Here is a 21,188-nt window from a genome sequence, read left to right on the forward strand (position 1 = left end):
TTAAATAAAAAAGGAACGTACCCATTCGTCCTTGCTTTTTTCCAATTCTTCATAGGTTCCTTCGGCGATGATTTCTCCTTCTTTCAAAATCAAAATTCTATTTCCGGTAATTTTTGCACAAGCCATATCATGTGTAATTATTAAGGAACTTGTTTTGTATTTTTTTTGAACATCTAGTATTAATTCACTGATTTCTCTTGACGTGATAGTATCTAAACCGGAAGTTGGTTCGTCATATAAAATAATCTCCGGTTTGATGATTAGTGCTCTGGCCAATGCAATTCTTTTTTGCATACCGCCTGATAATTCGGCGGGCATTTTATCTATTGATTCTTGTAAACCAACGCTTTCCAGCGCTTTAATAATTTCAGGTTCAATAGCTTCTTCCGATAGGTCGCGCGTATGATGCTTTAAGGTAAATTTCAAATTTTGTCTGATAGACATGGAGTCATACAGCGCTCCATTTTGAAACATAAAACCAATTTTGACTCTTAGATCATTAAGTTCATCATACTTTAAATTTGTAACTTCTTTGCCGGAAATTTTGATGCTTCCTTTGTCGGCATTTACTAAACCTACAATACACTTAATAGTAACAGATTTTCCAGAACCTGAGCGTCCCAGAATAACTAAATTTTCACCTTTATTCAGCCGAAGATTAATTCCTTTTAGGATATTATTTTGACCGAAGGACTTATGTAAATTTTTGATTGCTATGATTGGTTGTGTTTCCATAATTTTTCAGAAAAATAAATCAGTTATCTGGACAGCCAGCATATCTATAATGAAAATGGAAAGTGAAGCAGCAACAACGGCTTCATTTGCTGCAATACCAACACTTGCAGTTCCATTGGAAGCGTTAAATCCTTTGTAACAGCCTATTACTCCAATAAAAAAACCAAAGAAAAAAGTTTTTATAGTTGCCGGAAAAATGTCAAGATATTTAACACTTTCAAGCATTTCAGAGAAATAGAGCGAGATGCTCATGTCGCCATGAATATTATAACCAATATAGCCTCCCAAAATCCCAATAAAATCGGCATAGAAAACCAATATGGGAATCATGCATGTAGTTGCAAGAATTCGCGTAACTACTAAATATTTATAGGGATTAATTGCCGAAACTTCCATCGCATCTATCTGCTCTGTAACTTTCATAGAACCCAGTTCGGCTCCAATCCCCGAAGCTATCTTTCCGGCGCAGATTAAAGCAGTAATTACTGGAGCTATTTCTCTGATTAAAGACAGTGAAACCATACTGGGAAGCCAGGATTCGGCTCCAAATTTCAGCAGAGTAGGGCGTGACTGAATGGTTAACACCAATCCCATTATAAATCCTGTAATAGTGATTAATGGCAAAGTTTTGTATCCAAGAGCAAAGCATTGTCTGGTGAATTCCCGAAATTGAAAAACAGGTTTAAAAAGTTCTTTAAAAAACCTGCTGATAAATAAGGAAATATTACCTGTTTCTTCAAAAATATTTTTTAAGTATGGTGTCAAGATAGTATAGTTTTATATATTGTCGCTTTAATTAAATTAATACTCTATGGTGTTAATAGTCAGTTGACAGCGTTATAAAATTAAATCTATTATAGAAGAATTACTTTATAAAATTTTTACTTAAAGCTGCATTATTCACACTTGATTTTTTGCTTTTAAAATTATAAAGCGCATAAAAAAATGGCTGCCTTACCAGGGCAGCCATTAAACCAAACCACAAATTAATTTAACCAAATTGACTAAGCTAAATATCTTCTCAAGACCCAGGCAAATGTCTCGTGCTGCTGTAATACTTTTGTAAGCAGATCTGCTGTTCCTGCATCATGAATTTCGTCAGCAGATTCGTCTATGTCTTTTCGTAATTCACTTATAATCGTTTCATGATCTGCTAACAGTTCAGAGATCATACTTTTTTGGACAGGATATTTTCCTGGATTTTCTTTAATTCGAGAAAGATTCGAAAATTCATTCATCGTTCCGATTGCTTTTCCCCCTAATTTACCAATCCGTTCTGCGACCAAATCTATTATAAGTTCAAGTTCTGTATATTGTTCTTCGAATAATTTATGTAATTCCATAAAACTGTCGCCTGCCACATTCCAGTGAAATTTTCTGGTTTTGACATACAGCGTCATTTCATCTGATAATACAACCGAAAGAAGGCTGTATGCTTTTTGCAGATGATCTTCAGTAATTCCAATTTTAGGTATCATACTTTTTCTTTTTTAGAATAAAAAAATATCAATGTCATTTGTTAGGACCAAAAAAATATTTTTTAGGTGATTAGCTTCTTCTCTTGACGAAACAACATTGATTATTTTTATTGAAATTAAATGTCAATAACCCCCATTATTTTATTAATTTCTTTAAAGTAAAATTCTACAAAAACGTGTATTAACTTCTTATACAATTTTCATAAAAAGTTATATAATTTCTATTTATATGCTCTAACGTAGGATATGCTGTTATCGATTTTTATGCCTGATCTCAATTTGTTTGCTGATATCATTGCGCTCTCCTTGTTTTTTCGAGCTTTTTGGTTCAGGTGTTTCTGTATGGTAAGTCTAGCCATGAGATAACTTACTGTCGATTCTGCACCTTGATTCAAATTAATGTAGTCTTCCTCCAATCCGTCGTAACAGCCTCCTGTACATGGATTATAAATAATCTGATGTAAATGATTGTTTCCTAAAAACCAGCTGAATCCAATATCCATTTTTTGCAGGTATTCTTTTTCTCGGAAAACTTCGTAAAATTTACTTAGAGCAAGTATTGTATAAGCAACATCTATCGGCTGTTCGCCCCCGATTGGTTCTTTTTCCGACTCGTGCCCCTTGATAAGCCAGCCTTTATTTGAAATTACTTTAATACTGTTGTTTTTGTAAATTTTGGACAATAAAAAGTCAAAAGATTTTTTGGCAATTAATTTATAGCTGTGTTCTCCAGTGGCTAAATAGGCGCAAAGCATTGCTTCCGGCAAGATGCTGTTGGCATAGGTAAGATAGCCTTCAAACCAAAGCCAGTTTTCTTTGGACTCATGCTTGTACATTTGAACTAGTTTGTCTGCAAAATGCTGGATTAATTCAGTTTTTTTAATTGACTTATGATTTAAATTACTGTAGTAAAGTCCTTTTATAATAAAGGCCATTGCTCTGGTAGAATGAATTTTGTTTACATTAATTAATGCTGTCTGCATTGTTAAATCGGCATCTTCTTTTAATGATGCAGGCAGTAAATCCCCGATAGATATTAAATATCCTAAAGCCCAGACAGCTCTTCCGTTAGCATCTGCTAGGTTTTCGCTGTTTTGTTTGGTGAAATTCATATCCTCGTCTACATAATTTAAAAAATAACCATCTGATTGAAAACAGAATTTTATAAAATTGAAATATTTTTTGATGTATTCTAGATCAGCAGGATCATTTGTCAGTTCAAAATGGTGGCACATGGCTACCAAAGCTCTTGCATTGTCATCCAAAGTATATCCAGAACCCAAATCAGGCTGATTGACTACTGAAAATTGAATCATTGCAAATGATGTAGTAAGTTTTTTGAAATGACTAAGATTGATTTTCGGAATTTTATATTGCAATGCTATTTTTTTAGCACTTGTTTTTTCAAACAGTTTTCCATGAGCAATTGCCGAATTCTCCCAGGCGGTTGGTGCTAATTTGTGAATTCCGTTGAGAGCAATTTTTTTTCGGAGCGGTTCATTACCCAATAATTTTATAACATTTTCTGCTAATTGCTGCGGATTTTCGAAATCGACAATTATTCCGGTTCCGTTTTTTAATACTTCGACAGCATGAGGAATTGGGGTTGATATAATAGGACAGCCACAGCTTATCGCATAGGAAAATGTGCCGCTGACCGCTTGATTTCTGTCTTTGGAAGTAAACAGATAAATATCCGTTAACTGTAAATATTCAAGTAAAGATTCTAATGGCAGATAGGCATCAACAAATTTGACGTGATTTTCAAGTTTGAGCTCTGTAATTTTGTCTTTGAGAAAATTTCGATACTTTTCTCCTTCATTTCGAAAAACGCTGGGATGAGTTTTTCCAATAATTAGAAATAGAATTTCGGGTTCTGCTTTTGCAATGCTTTGTAAGGCGTCTAGTGAGGTTTCAATACTTTTTCCAGAACCTAACAGTCCAAAAGTGGATATGATTTTTCGCCCTGATAAATTATATTTTTCTTTGAGAACTTCTTTGTCTGAATGCTGTACTAAATGCGTTCCATGCGGAATTACAGTAATTTTATTCTGAAGAACATTATAATCACTTTCTAATAATCTTGCTGAATTATTTGTCATTACCACAAAAGCATCTGCTATAGAATCGATCTCCAGAACATGCTGTCTGAATTTTTCGTCTGGACGGGGCAGTACAGTATGACAAACCATAATTATTGGTTTATTGACTGATTTTAGAAAAGAAATAAAATCTTCCTCATTTCCTCTAAATAATCCAAATTCATGCTGAATTAAAACTATTTCGATATTTTTATTTCTATTAATATTTTTGGCTAATTCTACATACGAGTTCTGATTATCTGTTTCTAAAACGGCATATATATCATCCAAATACGTGTGCTTTTCATTTTGCAGTTCCAAAGCTGTAACTTTTATAGCAAACGATTTTTTAAACTTGTTGTTTAGTGCCAAAATCAAATCTTGAGAATATGTTGCTATACCGCATTCTCGTGGCGGAAATGTGGTAAGGAACAAAACCTCCGGCAGTTTATTTTCGTTTTTTTGAAAATCTGCTATTGTCTTAGAACCAATTTTGAGCTCTTTATTTACATTTGTCGAAAATAATGGGATGTTTTTCATGGTGTGTAATTTTTCAATTGGTGTATAATTTTTCTACTTGGTGTATAATTTTTAATTTATTCTGTATAAGAGTATTTCTTTTAATAATTGGGATAAGCTCATTGATGCACATCCAATTCTTTCATCTGCAGCGCCATAATAAACATATAAAGTATCATCAAAAACAGCAGTACCAGTTGGAAAGCATACATTATTTACATCACCTTTCAATTCCCAGATTTCTTCCGGTTTAAACAGCGGATAAGGTAGGCGCGCAATTTCTTTCTGAGGGCTTTCTAAATCAAACAATGCAGCGCAGGCGGCATATATATAGGTGACCGATGAACTATGAACACCGTGATAAATAATAAGCCAGCCCGATTCAGTTTCTATTGGCGGACAGCCGCCTCCCGCATAACTTATTTCATGATCATGACTGGGTGAAAACAATATGTTTTCTTTGAAATTCATCAAATAATTATGCCAAAATTCTTCGGTTAAATCTTCTAATGATTCAATCCCTGTCACTATTTGTATTTCAGGTTTGATGCGGTGCAGAAAACAAAATTTACCATTTATTTTTCTTGGAAAAAAAATAACATCCTTATCCCAAAGCAGTACTTTCAGTCCTTCTTTTTCAAGAATTGTATTGTGCTGATTATAGCGATAATATTTTTCATCCGTTGGTTCATTGAGATCAGTCAGCTCATCAAATTCCTTGTATTCAATCTGTGGAACAATAATTCCTAATTTTTTAAAATCTATTAGATTTTTAGAAGTTGCCAAAGCTCCTAAGGCATTTACGCCATCATAAGCCGTATACGTGAGATAATATAAATCTTCGATTTTTACAATTCTGGGATCTTCCATTCCATGACTTTCAAAATCAAATTCTGGCGAAAGAAGAGGTTTTTTCATTCGCTCTTCGACTTCCAAAGGCCCCATTAATCTGCAGTATCCTATACTGGAATAGTTACTCTTACTCACTGCACGGTAAAACATATGAACAAAATCTCCTTCTCTAATTACAGCAGGATTTAAAACACCTTCATTTTCAAAATCCAGTGATGATTGTTCAAGTATTATTCCATGTTTTTTAACTTCTATCATAACTTTTATTCCACAATCAGGCTTATTAATTTGGGATTATAAAGTTCAATTTTAAAAAACAGAAGTAATTATATTACTTTTTCAAAAAGTTATAATATTCACACTTTTTGCTTTTTTTGAGAAAAATAAAAGAATCAATTTATTGATAATCAGTGCTGAAAAATGTTCTAAAAGTTACGGATAAAAAATAAATGAGCGGGCTAAGATGCCGTTAATAATTTATTAATTATCATTTCAAAAAAAGGCTGATTTTTTATAAAAAAGTCCGAAAGTAATAGTAGAAACCTAATAGGAATAAGACTAGTGGATATGTTTTAATTAATATATTGACCAACAGATTTTAAAATGATATAAGTTGTTTCTAATTAAAAGGAATTTTGTTTGGCTTATAACAGACAGAAAAGAGTGAACCAGATTTATTACAATATGATTCACTGGGAAGTTATTGTGTGGTGATGGGATATTTGGAAAGAATCTGCTAAAATCTGTAAAAAATAGAGTATACAGATTTTAGCAGGTAAAATGAGGTCTAAATTAAACCTATATCATTGAGCGAAGACTGCACAATGCTTTTTCCAAAAAATAATTCTCGCAAAGACGCAGAAGCACAAAGTTCAGAACAGATTTCTTTGCATCTTGGCGAAAAAAAATCAAGTTTATAAATGTAATCGGAAAAGATATTGGCTTATAATCCTAAATATTTTGCTATTTTATAGTATAATCTTTAGCGTTAACCTCCGATAATTTAAAATAGCCAAAAGCATAATTCTTGCTGTCAGTCTGGTTGACGATATTCCCCCGAACGCCGACCGGAGTCGTTGGAAATGGATTTCCGCCATTGCCCGATGCCTGTGAAATTTTTTTAAAATACTCTGAATATCTTTTTGAAATTCCGTAGAGCTTTATATTGATCACATCGCCGGATTTTAAGTCTTCGTTGGAGTAGAACACAGGAGTGCGGTTGCCTTGGGTATTTTCGTCATTTTCCACTTGAAATTCGGGGTAGGCCACGCGGGGATTTACAAAACTGTGCAGGTAGTAATTGTCCTGAGCGCCGTTGTCCTGAAAATAATAGGTGATTTCGACTTCATCACTCCCAAATCCGCCTTTGTCGTTTTGGTCGATTTGGTCTTCGATATCGGGTGTATTGATAAGCGTTTCGGTGGCGGTGTAAGTTTGACCATTTAAGCTAATTGTCAGGGTGTAGCTTTCGCCGATAACGGGTTCAAAATTAACGCAGACATATTCTCCCTTAGTTGTCGTTTCAGTAAATTGGAAAGCCTTTTTAGTGGAATTGGTCACCACAACGCTTGCTCCCGAAACAGTTGGAAATGCCTCATTGTAATAGCCTGTTGTGGTCGATAATGTGATTTTTTGCTCGTTGCCGGCGGTATTTTTTACCCAATCAATCGATGCATCAATTACTAATTTTGGAGGTGCGGTGTTCAGATCTACTTCGATTACGTCTTCACAGCCTGTAAGGAACAATCCTATTGTGACGATTAATGTTTTTATAAATAGTTTCATTTTGAAAGTTTTAGAATTTAAAATTGTAGGTTACGCTTGGGATGATTCCAAATATGGAAATTCTTCTTGCTTCGCTGTCTCCAGTGTCTGGGTTTTGCCCGAAAGTATAAGAAGCGGCATTGCTTCGGTTGTAAACATTGTAAATGCTGAAAACCCATTCGCTTTGCCAGCCTTTTTGCTTTTCAGGTTTTGGAACGTAAGTGGCAGATAAATCCAGATGATGATAGGCCGAAAGAGAGTTTTCGTTTCGCAGTCCGTAACTTGGAACGGTCATTCCCTGATACAGGTATTTGCCGTTCGGGAAAGTCGCTGCCTTTCCTGACTGATATGTGAAAATCCCGCCGAGCGTCCATTTTGGAGATAAAGAATAAGCCGAAGTAACCGATAAATTGTGCAGTTTGTCATAATTGGCTCTATACCACTGGCCGGCGTTGATTCCGGGTTCATCAGCATTTCGGCCGGGTGTTCTTTGCTCCGCTTTCGAGAGGGTGTAGGAAATCCATCCGGTTAGTCTTCCGCTGTTCTTTTTGAATAATAATTCCAAACCGTAGGAACGTGCCTCGCCGTTCAGGAGCACTCTTTCGATGGCATCATTGGCAATCAGTTCGGCGCCGTCTATATAATCTGCTTTGTTTTTGGTCTTTTTATAAAATGTCTCTGCTTCGATGGAATATTTGTCATCTTTAAAATTTTGGAAATAACCAAAAGCTACCTGATCTAAAATTTCGGGTTTAAGATATTGATCGCTCGGTGCCCAAATATCCAGCGGTGATGCTGATGCCGTATTCGAAATCAAATGCAAATATTGGCTCATTCGGTTGTAACTCGCCTTGATAGATTGATTATTGTTGAACGAATAGGCCACAGCCATACGCGGTTCAAGATTATTGAAGCTTGCAATTTTTTGATTTTTTTTATAACTAATGGTTCCCGTTGGAGTTGCCTCTTCATAAATTTGGAAATCTTGATTGAAAAGAACCGCCTGATTGTTGGAATAAGTGCTTATTTCCTCTGGACCTAGGCGGTGAAAATCACTGAAACGAAGTCCGTAGTTGATGGATAATTTTTCGGATAGTTTTTGTTCAGCACTGATGTATAAAGCGTTTTCGAAGGCATATTTCTTGGGAATTTGTTTCGGGTTAATGCTTGATGTTTCACCAAAAGCATCAATCGTTCCCGGATTGAAAGTGTAGTAAATCGAATTCAGACCATAATTCAAAGTCAAGTTATTTGAAACATAATGTTTGAAATCATACTTGAAGTTATAGTTTTTGACATCCGATTTCCAATCAATTCCGACTGAATTGATTTGTAAACCATAATTATAATCGCTGTAAATAGCCGAAGCATTCGAAAATATTTTATCCGAAAATATGTGGTTCCACCTCAAATTAATAAGAGAATTGCCGTAATCATTGATGATGGCGTTGTTTAAATTGGTATTGTCTTTTCCAAAATAGCCCGAAACGAAAACGCTGTTTTTATCATTTAGTTTGTAGTTTAGTTTGGCATTGATATCATAGAAATAAGCCGAGTTGGGTTCGTCTGCGAGTTTCATAAGCAAATGTGCATACGAACCTCTGGACGCGATGACAAAAGAACCTTTTTCTTTTACAATCGGGCCTTCTATCAATAATCTGCTAGAAATGCTTCCGATTCCGCCCGTGGCGTGGAATTCCTTGTTGTTTCCTTCTTTTTGGTAAATATCTAAAACCGATGAAACTCGTCCTCCAAAATTAGCTGGAATTCCGCCTTTGTATAATTTCAAATCTTTAATCACATCCGAATTGAAAACGGAAAAAAAGCCAAACAAATGCGAAGTATTGTAAACCACCGCTTCGTCCAATAGCACCAAATTTCCATCGACCGAACCACCGCGAACATTAAATCCCGAAGCGCCTTCCTGAGCGTTGGTCACACCCGGAAGTTGTAAAATCGATTTCAGTACATCGACTTCGCCCATCACGGCCGGCATTTTTTTGATTGTGGCAATCGAGAGTTTATTGGTACTCATTTCGGGTTTGCGAATGTTGGCTTTGGTTTTGTTCGAATGGACAATAACTTCCTGTAGAGCTTTGCTGTTTTCGATCATCACGAAATTCTTTTTGGTGTTTTCTGTCAATGAAATGGATTCTTCGATTGTGTCAAAACCCATAGAACTCATGATGATGGTGTAATTTCCTTTTGGCAATGTAATGGAATAAAAGCCATAGGAATTAGAAATCACCGAAACATTTGCTTCGGGAATTGTGATGTTCACGCCGATTAAGGTTTCGTTGTTCTGTTTGTTGGCAATGGTTCCGCTCAGTGTTACTTTTCCCTGCGAAAAAGCGGTAAATGCCGTCATTGAGAGCAGGAACAGGTATAGGATTTTGTTTTTCATTTAGTAGATGGGTATAAAGATTTTTGGCGAAACTAGGTTTTAATGGAATTCGTCTTTTTTGAATTATACCAAAGTGATTATTTTTTATATCAAAATGGCTTTTGGGTGGTTTTTTGAAGTTTAATGAAGTATGGCTTAGACAAAGAATATCACGCAATATTGTCATCCCGAGGAACGAGCGAACTGCGCCTGCTACTCTGCACACTTAAGGACTTTGATTGTGGAGCTACTTACGAAGATCCATCCTCCGTCGGGATGACAAACTTGATGGGAAAGCCAATCTATTTACCTTTTTCGTATAAAAACAAAACACTTTTGTATAAAATACGATCAACTACTTTTTTTAGTTTTTACATTTGTGGTAAGCATTGTAATTATTCGGTAATCAGTGAGTTCCTGCAAGGTTTTTTTAACCTTGTAGGTATTCGTTTTTTAGGAACATTCCTAAAAGCTTATGAAAAGCAGATGCTGATTTTTAGCCCCGATAGAAGTGGAAATCCTTATAAGCCGGGGTTCGGCTTATAAGATTGAAACGGATAGCGGGACGAATGTTGATGAGAGAGCTAAATATTCTGCTCCTAAAAAAAAAAACAATAACTAAACTGCGTTTGAAAGCTGAATATTTACACTAAATTTATGATATGACTAAACCATTACAAGAAAATTTTATTAATGAAAATTGGGCGATTCAGTTCCTGACTTCGGCTAAACTGAGGCTGTATAGGCATTTGTTTTTGATTGCTTTTTTCGGATTGGCATTATTCAACAGTGATCCTGAATATACGGAACCGACCGAAACCATTAGCCGAATTGTTTCGATGATCATGTTTTTGGCATTGGTTTACGGCAATATGTATGTTTTGGTTCCGAAGTTTTTATTTGGGAATCAGTATAAAAAATATGCAATTGCAGTATTGGTTATTATTATGGTTTCGGTTTTGATTCATAGGAGCAATCGCTATTTTTATGGGGCTGAGGTCCGGCTCGATACTGCGGATGATGATATAAATATTTTTTCTTTTTCGTTTGTTTTGATAGTAGTAATTTTGGCTTCATCGGCGATAAAATTATTTCAACGATGGAAGTTGGATATAGAACTGATCAGCAAACTGAAACAGGCCAATGCTAATGCCGAGCTGGAACAATTGAAGAATCAGATTAATCCGCATTTTCTTTTCAATACACTGAACAACGCTAATGTTTTGACCAAAAGAGATCCTGATAAAGCGTCGCAGGTATTGATGAAATTAAGTGATTTGCTTCGGTATCAGTTGTATGACAGTGCGAGGGAGAAGGTTTTTTTGACTTCGGATATTCATTTTTTGGAGGATTTTTTGAATTTGGAGAAAATCAGAAGGGACAAATTTGATTTTGTGATTTCAAAGGAAGGCGATTTGAACGGTGTTCAGGTTCCACCCTTGCTGTTTATTTCGTTTGTTGAAAATGCCGTGAAGCATAATAACGACTCCGAAAAAGCTTCGTATGTGAACTTGGAATTTAAAGTGTATAATGAGGAACTTGTTTTTAAATGTATAAATTCGAAACCAATTTTGAAAGCAGTGAAAACCGCTTCGGGAGGTTTGGGGCTGACGAATATAAAACGCAGGTTGGAGTTGTTGTTTCCAGCCTCGCATTTGCTGAAAATTGAAGACAGTGAAACAACTTTTAGTGTAACCTTAAGCATAAAATTATGAATTCTATCATTGTAGATGACGAACCATTGGCGAGAGAAGCCATTGAAATGTTGATTGAGAAAACATCTAGTTTGGTGTTGTTGGGTTCGTTTAACAGTGCCTTGACAGCTTCTAAATTTATGCTTGACAATTCGGTTGATTTGGTGTTTTTGGATATTCAGATGCCGGGGATAAATGGAATTGAATTTGCCAAAACCATCCCGCAGACTACATTCGTAATTTTTACAACAGCTTTTTCTGAGTTTGCCCTCGAAAGTTATGAAGTCGATGCGGTCGATTATTTAATCAAACCGATAAAATTGGAACGTTTCCAAAAAGCTGTTGATAAGACTGAAGTGTATTTAAAGCTATTGCAAAAAGAAAATACAAGACCTAATATTGGACAAATCACAGATGATTATTTCTTCATTAAAGCTGATAGGAAAATCATAAAAATCTACTTCAACGACTTGCTGTTTATCGAAGGTTTAAAGGATTATGTGGTGATGCACACCGAAAACCAAAAGGTCATCACCGCGATGAACATCAAAACAATTCACGAACAATTACCCAAAAAAATGTTTGTGAGAGTGAGTAAATCGTTTATTATAAATGCCAAAAAAATTGATTCGGTTGATAACAATACTGTCAATATTGGAAAAAACGAAATTCCGATTGGGAATATTTACAGGGATTTCTTTTTTGATGAATTTGTGACTAAGAAGATTTTGAGCAGGTAATTTTTTATGGTTTCTTTCCGAGCGTATTTTTCCTGTGTTCTAAGCCCCATTCAAGCATTACATCCAGTACTTTTCGGAATTCGTGTCCTGATTTTGTCAATTCATATTCTACAGTAATAGGGATGGTGCTGTACACTTTTCGCAGAACAATTCCGTTGGATTCTAAATCCCGAAGTTCTTTAGAAAGCATTCTTGGGCTTATTTTCGGAATGTCTCTTTCAATTTCGCCATAGCGTTTCTTTCCGAAGAATAACGATGATATAATCGCCGCTTTCCACTTTCCGTTAATAACATTAATGGTGTCATTTACTGCCAATATATAAGTGGAAGAACAATCCTTCCAACCTTTTAGTTCTGATATTTTGCCCATAAAATGTTGATTTTTATATTGATATACTTTTGTATAGCGCTATACAAAAGTATAGTACTTATCTTTTTATAGCAAATGTAAAGTAAATTTGCAATATAAATTTTAAACAGAAACAGTAATGTCAAAAAAAGTATTACATATCATTTCCAGTACTAGAGGTGCTGATTCGCTGACCAATAAATTGGGAGATTTGATTGTTGAAAAAATAAGAGAAAATGAACCAGAAGTAATTGTTGAGATCTTGGATTTATCCAAAGAAACTTTTCCGCATTTAAGCCAGCAGCAAATCAACGCATTTTTTACACCGCCTGAGCATCGAGTGCTGGAATTAGTTACGGCTATAAAGAAGTCTGATGAAGCCGTTGCCCAAATACAGAAAGCAGATTATATTGTTATTGGTGTGCCAATGTATAATTTTGGAATTGCATCCAGCCTGAAAGCCTATTTTGACCACATTGCCAGAGCCAAGGTTACTTTTGCCTACACAGAAAAAGGTTCTGAAGGTTTGCTGAAAGGAAAGAAGGCATTTATTGCTGTTGGATCGGCGGGGCTTTTTACTATAGGGCAAAACGAACCCTTTGATTTTGCTGCGCCATACGTCAAACACTTCTTGTCGTTTATTGGTATTACCGATACAACTGTTTTTCGCGTTGAGGGAACCGCAATTCCCGGAATGCAGGAGACAGCTTTTAACAGTGCTGTCGAAAGTATAGAAATTGCTTTTGCAAATACGATGGCTTAAACCGTAAATTATCAACGTAAATTAATCTCTGTAGAAAATTTTACAGGGATTTCTTTTTTGATGAATTTGTGACTAAGAAGATTTTGAGCAGGTTAAATGAACTCTCACTTTTGATTATCTTTTTAAAGAAAAATGTCCTTTTATGATTCGTTTGTCTTTCAATTGCATCGAATACCAATAATCTGAAGCAGGCAGTGGCTGTCCATTGAAATTTCCATCCCAGCCTTGATTTAATGGGCTGATTTGTTTGATCAATTTCCCATAGCGATCAAAAATGAAAATGAAGTCATTGGCAGCGACAGAATCATTTATGCCTTTGATGTTCCAATAATCGTTAAATCCATCATTATTTGGTGTAAAGAAGCGGGGAAATCCCAATACGGCAACTTCCATTGGAACCACACCACAACCGTGTAAATCTTTGACAAAGACCGTATGAATTCCTGGGGAAACATTATTGAAAATACTTCCTGTTTGATAGCCGCCATTTGCTTCATCAAGACCAAAAACATAATCTCCAGGACCAGTTACGCTTATTGAAATGTTATTCGAATCCGACAAATCCACAATATTCACATTGGTTATTTTGGCAATATCCGAAATGGCAAAGGCAATTTCCTTCGTTCTGGAACAACCTTGAGAGTTTGTTGTTTTTACGGCATATATTCCAGCCGTATTTGCTGTTAAACTGTAATTGGTTTCTCCTTCAATCGGTTTTGCATTAAATGACCAGACATAAGAATAGTCGCTCGTGGATGAACCATCTAAAAGACCTGCATCTATAATCTTGGAAAAAGGGGGTAAATTACTGCATAATAATTCATCGGTTTTTAAAGCAATTTTCGGAACACGATTTACGGTAAAAGGCAAAGTTAGGGTAGCTGTACAAGTCTTATTTATGGGATTGATGACTTCTATTTTTATGTTTTGGGATGAGGTCAAAAAAGGATTGGGTAATGGGCTAGGCAGAGGATTGTTACTTTCGTCAAAATAGTTGACCGTCATTCCAGTTTGTATGCCCAAAATAGTGTTTTGAAAAGAAGAAGTGTCAAAAGCAAATTTTCCGTCTTGCAGACTTGGGTCTTCTTCGTCATCACAAATTGTGGTTAAGGATGTTGGCACAGGAAACGCTTCTGGTAAATCGTTGACAACAAATTGCATCGAAGTTTCAAAAGAACAGGCTTTTAGGGTGTTATTTGTCGCAATTACTTTCAGTGTTTGTGAATCAATATCGAAGGGATTTGGCAAAGGACTTGGTAATTCAATATTGCTTTGGTCAAAATATGTCAGGGAAACGTTCGACAATCCGTTTAATAGTTTAGTCTCCACTGCAGAAGTGTCAAAAGCAAATTTTCCATCTTGATTATCATCACAATGAGATTCAATGATGGATTTTGCTACTGGAATTGCTTCCACATTCAGCGTGATTGGACTTCCCAATCCTAAACAATCATTATTGGCTTGGTTGTCGACCCGAATGTAGATTTTTTGGGTATTGGGATAATTGATGTTTCGATAATTTGAAATATCTGTTATGGCATTTTTCTCGGCCAAAGCATCGTCAAGGTTTTTAAAATAGTAAATATCCAACAATTGTCCAACTGGGAAAAGAGCGCGAATATCGGCTGTAACACTGCTAAAATTGAAAGTAGCAATACCATCGTCATTGGCTCCTGAAGCCGTATCATCACATTCTGTAAATGTTTTGGAAAAGTCTAACGGAATTTGCGTTGTGGAAACTGATAAATTGACTTTGGAAATCCGAAAACAATTACTGGCATTGCTTACATTGGCAAAAACCACATCGTTATTCACGGCTTGATTTGTGTAAGTAATTGGATTCGCAATTGGGTTTGTGCTATTTTGGGCATCCGTCACGGTTTTGTAGAAAACAATCGTTTCAGTGGCAGCGTTTGCAGAAATTTTTCTATTGGTTTCTTCCAAATTAAAAACGCTAAAACCATCAGTGTTGTCGTCGCATTGTCTAAGGGAAACTTCATTAGTGATTATTGGTAAAGGTAAAACTTCGATCAGAAAGGAAGTCGATGCAGAACAAGTTGAGTTTTCTTTATTCTCCATTTTTATATATACTGTTTCTGAAGCATTGGTGTTGACATATGCTGTTGGAGTGGAAATCACCTGGCTTAAAGAAGCATCTTTGTAATACGTAAGCACAAATTGGCTTGATGATTGCCCGTTTAAAATTGAACTGGCTCTTTCGGTTAAATCAAAAACAATGCGGGCATCGGCATCTGTCCCATTGCTTGTGTTGTCACAACTGCTGATTTTTGGAATGGCTGCACTTGGTTTTGGAGAGTCAAATACATCAATGTTGAAACTGGTGGTGCTTTTACAACTTGTATCAGTCTTGTTCGAAACTTCGGCAATGATGGTTTGTTGTTCATAGGGAAGTGCATTGGAATAATTGTTTGGGGTGGCAATTTTCACCTTATTGTTGTAATCTATTACATTGGCGAAATAAGTCACAATGTAATTATTGGAATCCTGTCCATTCAAAATAACCGTGTTTTGCGTGGTTAAATTGAAATTGGCCATGCCATCATTATCGGTGTCACAAATCATAATGTCATTGGGTTTTGTGGCCGTGGTAGATTGTGAAATAATAATGTCTCTTGTTTTTTCGGCTGTCGTTCCAGTTGCATCGGTTGCTTTTGCCGAAACGATATAAGTCCCTGCGGTGGCATAGGTATGTATTGGGCTAATGTCAGTTGATGTGTTGCCGTCTCCGAAATCCCATATGACCGCTGTTATTCCTTCTGTGGAAGTCAAAGTAAATTGTGAACTTTGAAAGGAACAAGTATTGGTCAGCTGAATTTCTGGATTAAATAAATAAGAACTCACAAACTGAGGCAGCCCCATATTTGATATTCGACCAGCCAAACTAATCGAACTCATTTGGAAATCACAGTCAGAACCTATTGTATTCGGGTTGTTAATGACTCCTAAATGTTTAAAAGCAGTTTGAGCGATATAAATTTTTCCATTTGGACCCAGTTGAAGTGCACAAGGCATCATTGTATCGATTAAAAATTCTGTATATGAAAGATTATTTTTATCTAAGGTCAAATCAAATTGTAATACTTTATGAGAAAAAAACTTTATTATGGAAAGATATAAAACAGAGCTGTTAGGTGAAAATTCAATTCCATAAAGTCCTTCTCCCAAATACAGGTCACGAACATTGGAAATTTTTCCCGTTGCATTGTCAAAATCAAATAACTCTAAATTTGTTAAGGAGTTGCACATTGCCAATTTTGAACCATCAGGAGATATTTTCATGTATCCACGAGCGTGTTCACCATCAATTCCTCCAGTTGATTTGCCGATGTCGGATTTCACGGAAACCGCATTTAATCCAGAAGAAGTCAAGAGGTGGCTTTGGAAAAAATTGTTCCTCCAACCATGTGTGACTACCCAAAAATCTTTTCCATTTTTATGTTTTACAATCGATAACTTTTCAGTAGAGGGTTTGTAAACCAGCACATTTTTATCGGTTGTTACCGCTCCAAGACCTCCATCCAAATTAATGTCAACGATGGAATATCTAAATCCATTTTGATTAGCTTCATAGTCCAATGTAAAAACATAAAACAAATTCGAAGAACCGGGTTTGGGTACTATGGTTGCAGATTGTGTGCTTGAAGAATGACCAAATAAGCCCATACCATTTTTCATTACTTTGTGGTTTTTGTTCCAAATGGTTACGCCATCAGTATAAAACAATAAATCTCCTTTGCTATTTGACAAAGTGGCGCATCCTTCATCTGTGTTGAGTTCTCCGTCTGTAAGTACTGTTACGGAACCATCAGGATTAAACTTGATTCCCGCCTTGTTTCCAAAATACCAATTGCTGGCCTCTTGGGAGAAGGCTAAACTTGTAAAAAAAAGAAAACACAGTATTGCTGTTTTAATTATTACATTATTATTCATACTTTTTAGTTCGGTTTAATAATAATTGGCCGTTCAGAATAGCTAAACTCCTAGAGTCTTCATTTTTTACTGTCTAATTCTCTTTTGTATAGCTATTGAAAAATTTTTTCAAATATAGTTTATTTACTACAATAAATTCTTCCAACTCTACTTATTATGAACTTTTATTCTGAATGAATACTTTGGTAGTCAGATATATACTTTAGTGTTTTTGGATTTAAGTCATTTTGCAAAGGTTTTAGAAAATTGGATATCTCAAAATCATTCAAAAAAAAATCGCTGGCTTTACTTTTTCACCGCAATACATTCAATTTCAATTTCTGCCTTTTTTGGTAATGAAACCACTTCAATAGTGCTTCGGGCGGGAAAGTGGTTTTGAAAGTAATTTCCATAAATTTTATTGACCGTTTCAAACTGATTGATGTCCGTAATAAAAATGGTCGTTTTTGCAATGTGATCCAAGTCGGAATTATTGTTTTCCAGAACGGATTTTAAGTTTTCAAAAATCTGAACGGTTTGTTCTTCAATTCCGTTTTTCAAAGTATTTGTTTTTGGATCAATACCAATTTGTCCCGAAACAAATATCAAATCTTCAAAACTGGTCGAATGACTGTAAGGTCCAATAGGTTTTGGTAAATTGGAATGATTTACAATAACTATGGATTTGGTATTAGTACAAGAAACGAAAAGTATTGTGACTAAAAATAATACAATCTTTTTCATTTCTATTTGATTTTAAAGGATAAAAAAGAAGTTAATTTTCTTGAAACCGCATTTTATATTTAAACATATAAGCCATTTAAGTTTTTTTTTCTTTTACTGCTTAAATAATTAAATTTTTAACCATGTAAGGCATTTAAGGTCATTTAAGTTTTTTCTTTTTGTAAATTCTTATATGGAACTTACATGCCTTATATGGTTGATTTTTTTACTTATATAGAAGAACTTACATGACTTATATGTTTTAAAAAATGGTTGCTGTTATTTTTTTACAAATTTCAACAACTCTGAGTTGAATTTGTCTAACTCTTCGATGAATAAGGCGTGACCGCTTTTTTCCAAAGGAACCAATGTAGAGTTTTTTATCAAAGCGTGCATTTGTTCAGCTAACTCATAAGAACATATTTTGTCTAATTTTCCGTGAAGGATAAGAGTAGGAATTGTGATGCTTTTTAAGTCGTCTCTCAAGTCACTGTCTCTAAGCGTTTTTAATCCTTCGGCCATTGCATAAGGTGAAGCTTGTGCCTGAATAGTTCCTAACCAAGCGCCATAACCTGGAGAAACGCTGGTTTCGTTAGCAGGGAATATTTTTCCAAAGTTTTCTAATAATTGAGGTCTGTTGGTATTGTTCAATTTGATTAGTCCGTCCACATCTTCTTTAGTCCAAAAACCATAATTGAAATCGGCTCTTTTTGTCCATGTTGGTGCTGCTGCTCCGAATAATGCTAATTTAGAAACGTGTGCCGCTTTGTATTTGGCCACATAATGAATCACAGTTGCACCTCCCATAGAAAAACCTCCGATTGTTGCATTTTGAATATTCAATTTGTCAAGAACTACTTTAATGTCATCTACAAAAACATCGTAGTTGTATTTTCCTCCTGGTTTGTCAGATAATCCAAAACCTCTCAAAGTAATTCCGATTACTCTGTAACCTTGTTGAGTAAAGTAAGCGTATTGATATTCATACATCGCGTCACTCAATGGCCATCCGTGGATTAAAACGATTGGCTGTCCTTCGCCAAGATCGGTAACGTGAAGCTTAACATTTTTTTCAACTTCTATATATTCTTCTCTTCCATAAGATGCTGGAACTCTTTTTGTCTGTGCAAATGAAACGCTGCTCACTAATACTGCTGTAAATAAACCGATTGATAAAATTAAATTTTTCATGTTTTCTAAATTTTAAATTGTTATTTTTTTAAAAATTGTTTGTTGTTATTTGATGTTACAAAGTTGGGTTTTATCTAAGTGCTCATCAATGGACGCATTTCCCTTTGAACTGCACTTTTTTCCCTTTCTTAATTTATGATTGAATGAATTCCAAAATGTCTTTATTGATAGTATCCGCTTCAGTAGTTGGCATACCGTGTGAGAAGCCAGGATAAATAATCAATTTTCCGTTTTTCAAAAGCTCCGCCGCTTTTACCGCGGTTGTTTCATAAGGCACGATTTGGTCGTCGTCACCGTGTTGAACCAAAACCGGAACATCAATACTTTTAAGATCTTCGGTAAAATCAGTTTCAGAGAAAACTTCGATACAATCGTATTGTGCTTTGATACCGCCCATCATTCCTTGTCTCCACCAGTTGTCCTGAATTCCTTTTTTTACATTCGCGCCTTCTCGGTTATAGCCATAAAAAGGAACAGTCAAGTCTTGGTAAAATTGTTGTCTGTTGTTTAGTGTGTTATAACGAATATCATCAAATACAGCCAATGGAACACCGTTTGGATTATTTTCGTCTGCAATCATATAAGGAGTAATTGCACTGATCAAAACCACTTTTGATACACGGCCTTTTCCATATTGAGCTGCATAACGCAAAGCTTCTCCGCCACCTGTTGAATGCCCAATGTGGATGGTATTTTTAAGATCTAAAAACTCAGTCAATTCAGCCACATCCTGTGCATAAGTGTCCATATCATTTCCTTTATATGTTTGAGTAGATCTTCCGTGACCTCTTCTGTCGTGAGCGATTACTCTGTATCCTTGGTTTAGGAAAAACATCATTTGAGCATCCCAATCGTCAGATGACAATGGCCATCCGTGGTGAAAGAAAATTGGTTGTCCTGCTCCTAAATCTTTGAAATAAATTTCTGTTCCGTCTTTTACTGTAAACTTGTTCATTTTTTTTATATTTAAATGTTATTGTTATTTTGATAAGGCAAAGTTGGGATTAATCTAAGCGACCATCAATGGATGTATTTCCCTTTGAACTGCACTTTTTTCCCTTCTTTTAAATTTTGTTATTTTTTAGAAGCAGAACATTTGCCTTTTTAAGGAAGATTGGTCCCGCAATCCGTTTCAATCTTGTGTGCCGAACCCCAGCACACAAGGATTTCCACTTCTATCGGGGCTAAAATTCAACATTCTGCTTTTTTACAATCATCTGAAAAGGAATAATAGTATTCAACTTCAGATTTTAATATGATTTGGGTATTTATTTTTTCATTACAAGAAGTGGCTTATTCTTCTCAACAATGTAAGTAGCAAGCTCCGTAGCTTTAACATCACCTACATTTCTTGCGGAATGATTCTTTCCTGCAGGAATAAAAAGTACATCACCGGCTTTAAGGACAATTGGTTTATCTCCCTCGATTTGATATTCAAATGTTCCTTCCAGCACATAAATCACCTCTTCGCCAGGATGATTATGCATTCCAAAAGCGGAATTGACTTCGAAGTCTATTCGAGCCTGAATAGTTTCATATCCCAAAACTGAAATATCATGTCTTTGCAAATTGGTACGGCTAATTCCTAACTGTTGTGCAAAAGCTAATTCTGGAGTTAAAAATGCAGTCAGTCCTAAGAAAGTAACTGCTCCTAATAAAAAATTCTTTTTCGTTTTCATATGTAATATTTATTGTTTGTTATTTGATACTGCAAAGATTCTCCAAATGTCCTAGCGCATCAATGGACGCATTTCTCTTTGGATTGCACTTTTTTCCTTTATTCGAAAAAATCGGCGGTTTTGAAGTGATTTTGAAATTATTTTTAAATAGTTTGCATAAAAAAAGCACGGCTTAATAGCCGTGCTTTGTGTAATTTATTGGTCTCAGATTCGGGTTTAAAACCCTGCAATTTATTGCAGTACTTTAGTAATGCGAAAAAATCTTTACCTTTAGATTATGAGCACAGATTTAAGAAAAGGTTCGCAT

Annotated in this window: 16 protein-coding genes; 3 read left to right on the forward strand and 13 right to left on the reverse strand. The window is 35.4% G+C overall.

Annotated features, from left to right (window positions below; all coding sequences use genetic code 11):
* From C8P67_RS07405 to C8P67_RS07435, 7 genes are all read right to left on the reverse strand, one after another.
* Complete coding sequence (locus tag C8P67_RS07405) at positions 1–735, reverse strand: ABC transporter ATP-binding protein (protein ID WP_115811889.1); 735 nt, start codon at positions 733–735, stop codon at positions 1–3.
* Positions 736–741: 6 nt separating this feature from the next.
* Complete coding sequence (locus C8P67_RS07410) at positions 742–1,500, reverse strand: MlaE family ABC transporter permease (protein ID WP_115811891.1); 759 nt, start codon at positions 1,498–1,500, stop codon at positions 742–744.
* 239 nt (positions 1,501–1,739) lie between these two features.
* Positions 1,740–2,213 carry a Dps family protein gene (locus C8P67_RS07415; RefSeq protein WP_115811893.1) on the reverse strand — a complete coding sequence of 158 codons (474 nt, stop codon included), beginning with the start codon at positions 2,211–2,213 and terminating at the stop codon, positions 1,740–1,742.
* 221 nt (positions 2,214–2,434) lie between these two features.
* Entirely contained in the window at positions 2,435–4,834 is a 2,400-nt protein-coding gene (locus C8P67_RS07420; RefSeq protein WP_115811895.1) for a glycosyltransferase, read from the reverse strand.
* Positions 4,835–4,885: 51 nt separating this feature from the next.
* Positions 4,886–5,923, reverse strand: coding sequence for a glycoside hydrolase family 130 protein (locus tag C8P67_RS07425; RefSeq protein ID WP_115811897.1), 1,038 nt, complete (start codon positions 5,921–5,923; stop codon positions 4,886–4,888).
* Between the two features lie 705 nt (positions 5,924–6,628).
* Positions 6,629–7,450, reverse strand: coding sequence for a DUF4249 domain-containing protein (locus C8P67_RS07430; protein ID WP_115811899.1), 822 nt, complete (start codon positions 7,448–7,450; stop codon positions 6,629–6,631).
* Between the two features lie 10 nt (positions 7,451–7,460).
* Positions 7,461–9,833 (reverse strand): TonB-dependent receptor, encoded by a 2,373-nt coding sequence (locus C8P67_RS07435; protein ID WP_115811901.1) that lies wholly within the window; start codon positions 9,831–9,833, stop codon positions 7,461–7,463.
* Between the two features lie 641 nt (positions 9,834–10,474).
* On the opposite strand from C8P67_RS07435, the gene C8P67_RS07445 reads away from it, so the two are divergent.
* Both C8P67_RS07445 and C8P67_RS07450 read left to right on the forward strand, forming a co-directional pair.
* Complete coding sequence (locus C8P67_RS07445; RefSeq protein ID WP_115811905.1) at positions 10,475–11,527, forward strand: sensor histidine kinase; 1,053 nt, start codon at positions 10,475–10,477, stop codon at positions 11,525–11,527.
* A complete protein-coding gene (locus tag C8P67_RS07450; RefSeq protein WP_115811907.1) occupies positions 11,524–12,246 on the forward strand; it encodes a LytR/AlgR family response regulator transcription factor in 723 nt (240 codons plus the stop codon). The genes C8P67_RS07445 and C8P67_RS07450 overlap by 4 nt, the downstream gene beginning before the upstream one ends.
* 4 nt (positions 12,247–12,250) lie before the next feature.
* On the opposite strand, the gene C8P67_RS07455 is transcribed toward C8P67_RS07450, so the two are convergent.
* Entirely contained in the window at positions 12,251–12,616 is a 366-nt protein-coding gene (locus C8P67_RS07455; protein WP_115811909.1) for a winged helix-turn-helix transcriptional regulator, read from the reverse strand.
* A 118-nt stretch (positions 12,617–12,734) separates the two neighbouring features.
* On the opposite strand from C8P67_RS07455, the gene C8P67_RS07460 reads away from it, so the two are divergent.
* Positions 12,735–13,358 carry an FMN-dependent NADH-azoreductase gene (locus tag C8P67_RS07460; RefSeq protein ID WP_115811911.1) on the forward strand — a complete coding sequence of 208 codons (624 nt, stop codon included), beginning with the start codon at positions 12,735–12,737 and terminating at the stop codon, positions 13,356–13,358.
* Between the two features lie 114 nt (positions 13,359–13,472).
* Here the strand turns inward: C8P67_RS07460 and C8P67_RS07465 are convergent, their stop codons facing one another.
* From C8P67_RS07465 to C8P67_RS07485, 5 genes are all read right to left on the reverse strand, one after another.
* Positions 13,473–17,309, reverse strand: coding sequence for a T9SS type B sorting domain-containing protein (locus C8P67_RS07465; RefSeq protein ID WP_115811913.1), 3,837 nt, complete (start codon positions 17,307–17,309; stop codon positions 13,473–13,475).
* 285 nt (positions 17,310–17,594) lie between these two features.
* Complete coding sequence (locus tag C8P67_RS07470; RefSeq protein ID WP_115811915.1) at positions 17,595–18,032, reverse strand: Rid family detoxifying hydrolase; 438 nt, start codon at positions 18,030–18,032, stop codon at positions 17,595–17,597.
* Positions 18,033–18,290: 258 nt separating this feature from the next.
* Positions 18,291–19,202 carry an alpha/beta fold hydrolase gene (locus tag C8P67_RS07475; protein ID WP_115811917.1) on the reverse strand — a complete coding sequence of 304 codons (912 nt, stop codon included), beginning with the start codon at positions 19,200–19,202 and terminating at the stop codon, positions 18,291–18,293.
* A gap of 133 nt (positions 19,203–19,335) precedes the next feature.
* Positions 19,336–20,157, reverse strand: coding sequence for an alpha/beta fold hydrolase (locus tag C8P67_RS07480; RefSeq protein WP_115811919.1), 822 nt, complete (start codon positions 20,155–20,157; stop codon positions 19,336–19,338).
* A 313-nt stretch (positions 20,158–20,470) separates the two neighbouring features.
* Positions 20,471–20,881 (reverse strand): cupin domain-containing protein, encoded by a 411-nt coding sequence (locus tag C8P67_RS07485; protein WP_115811921.1) that lies wholly within the window; start codon positions 20,879–20,881, stop codon positions 20,471–20,473.
* Positions 20,882–21,188 lie beyond the last annotated feature (307 nt).

It is taken from the genome of Flavobacterium aquicola (assembly GCF_003385115.1).
Taxonomy (GTDB): Bacteria; Bacteroidota; Bacteroidia; order Flavobacteriales; family Flavobacteriaceae; genus Flavobacterium; species Flavobacterium aquicola.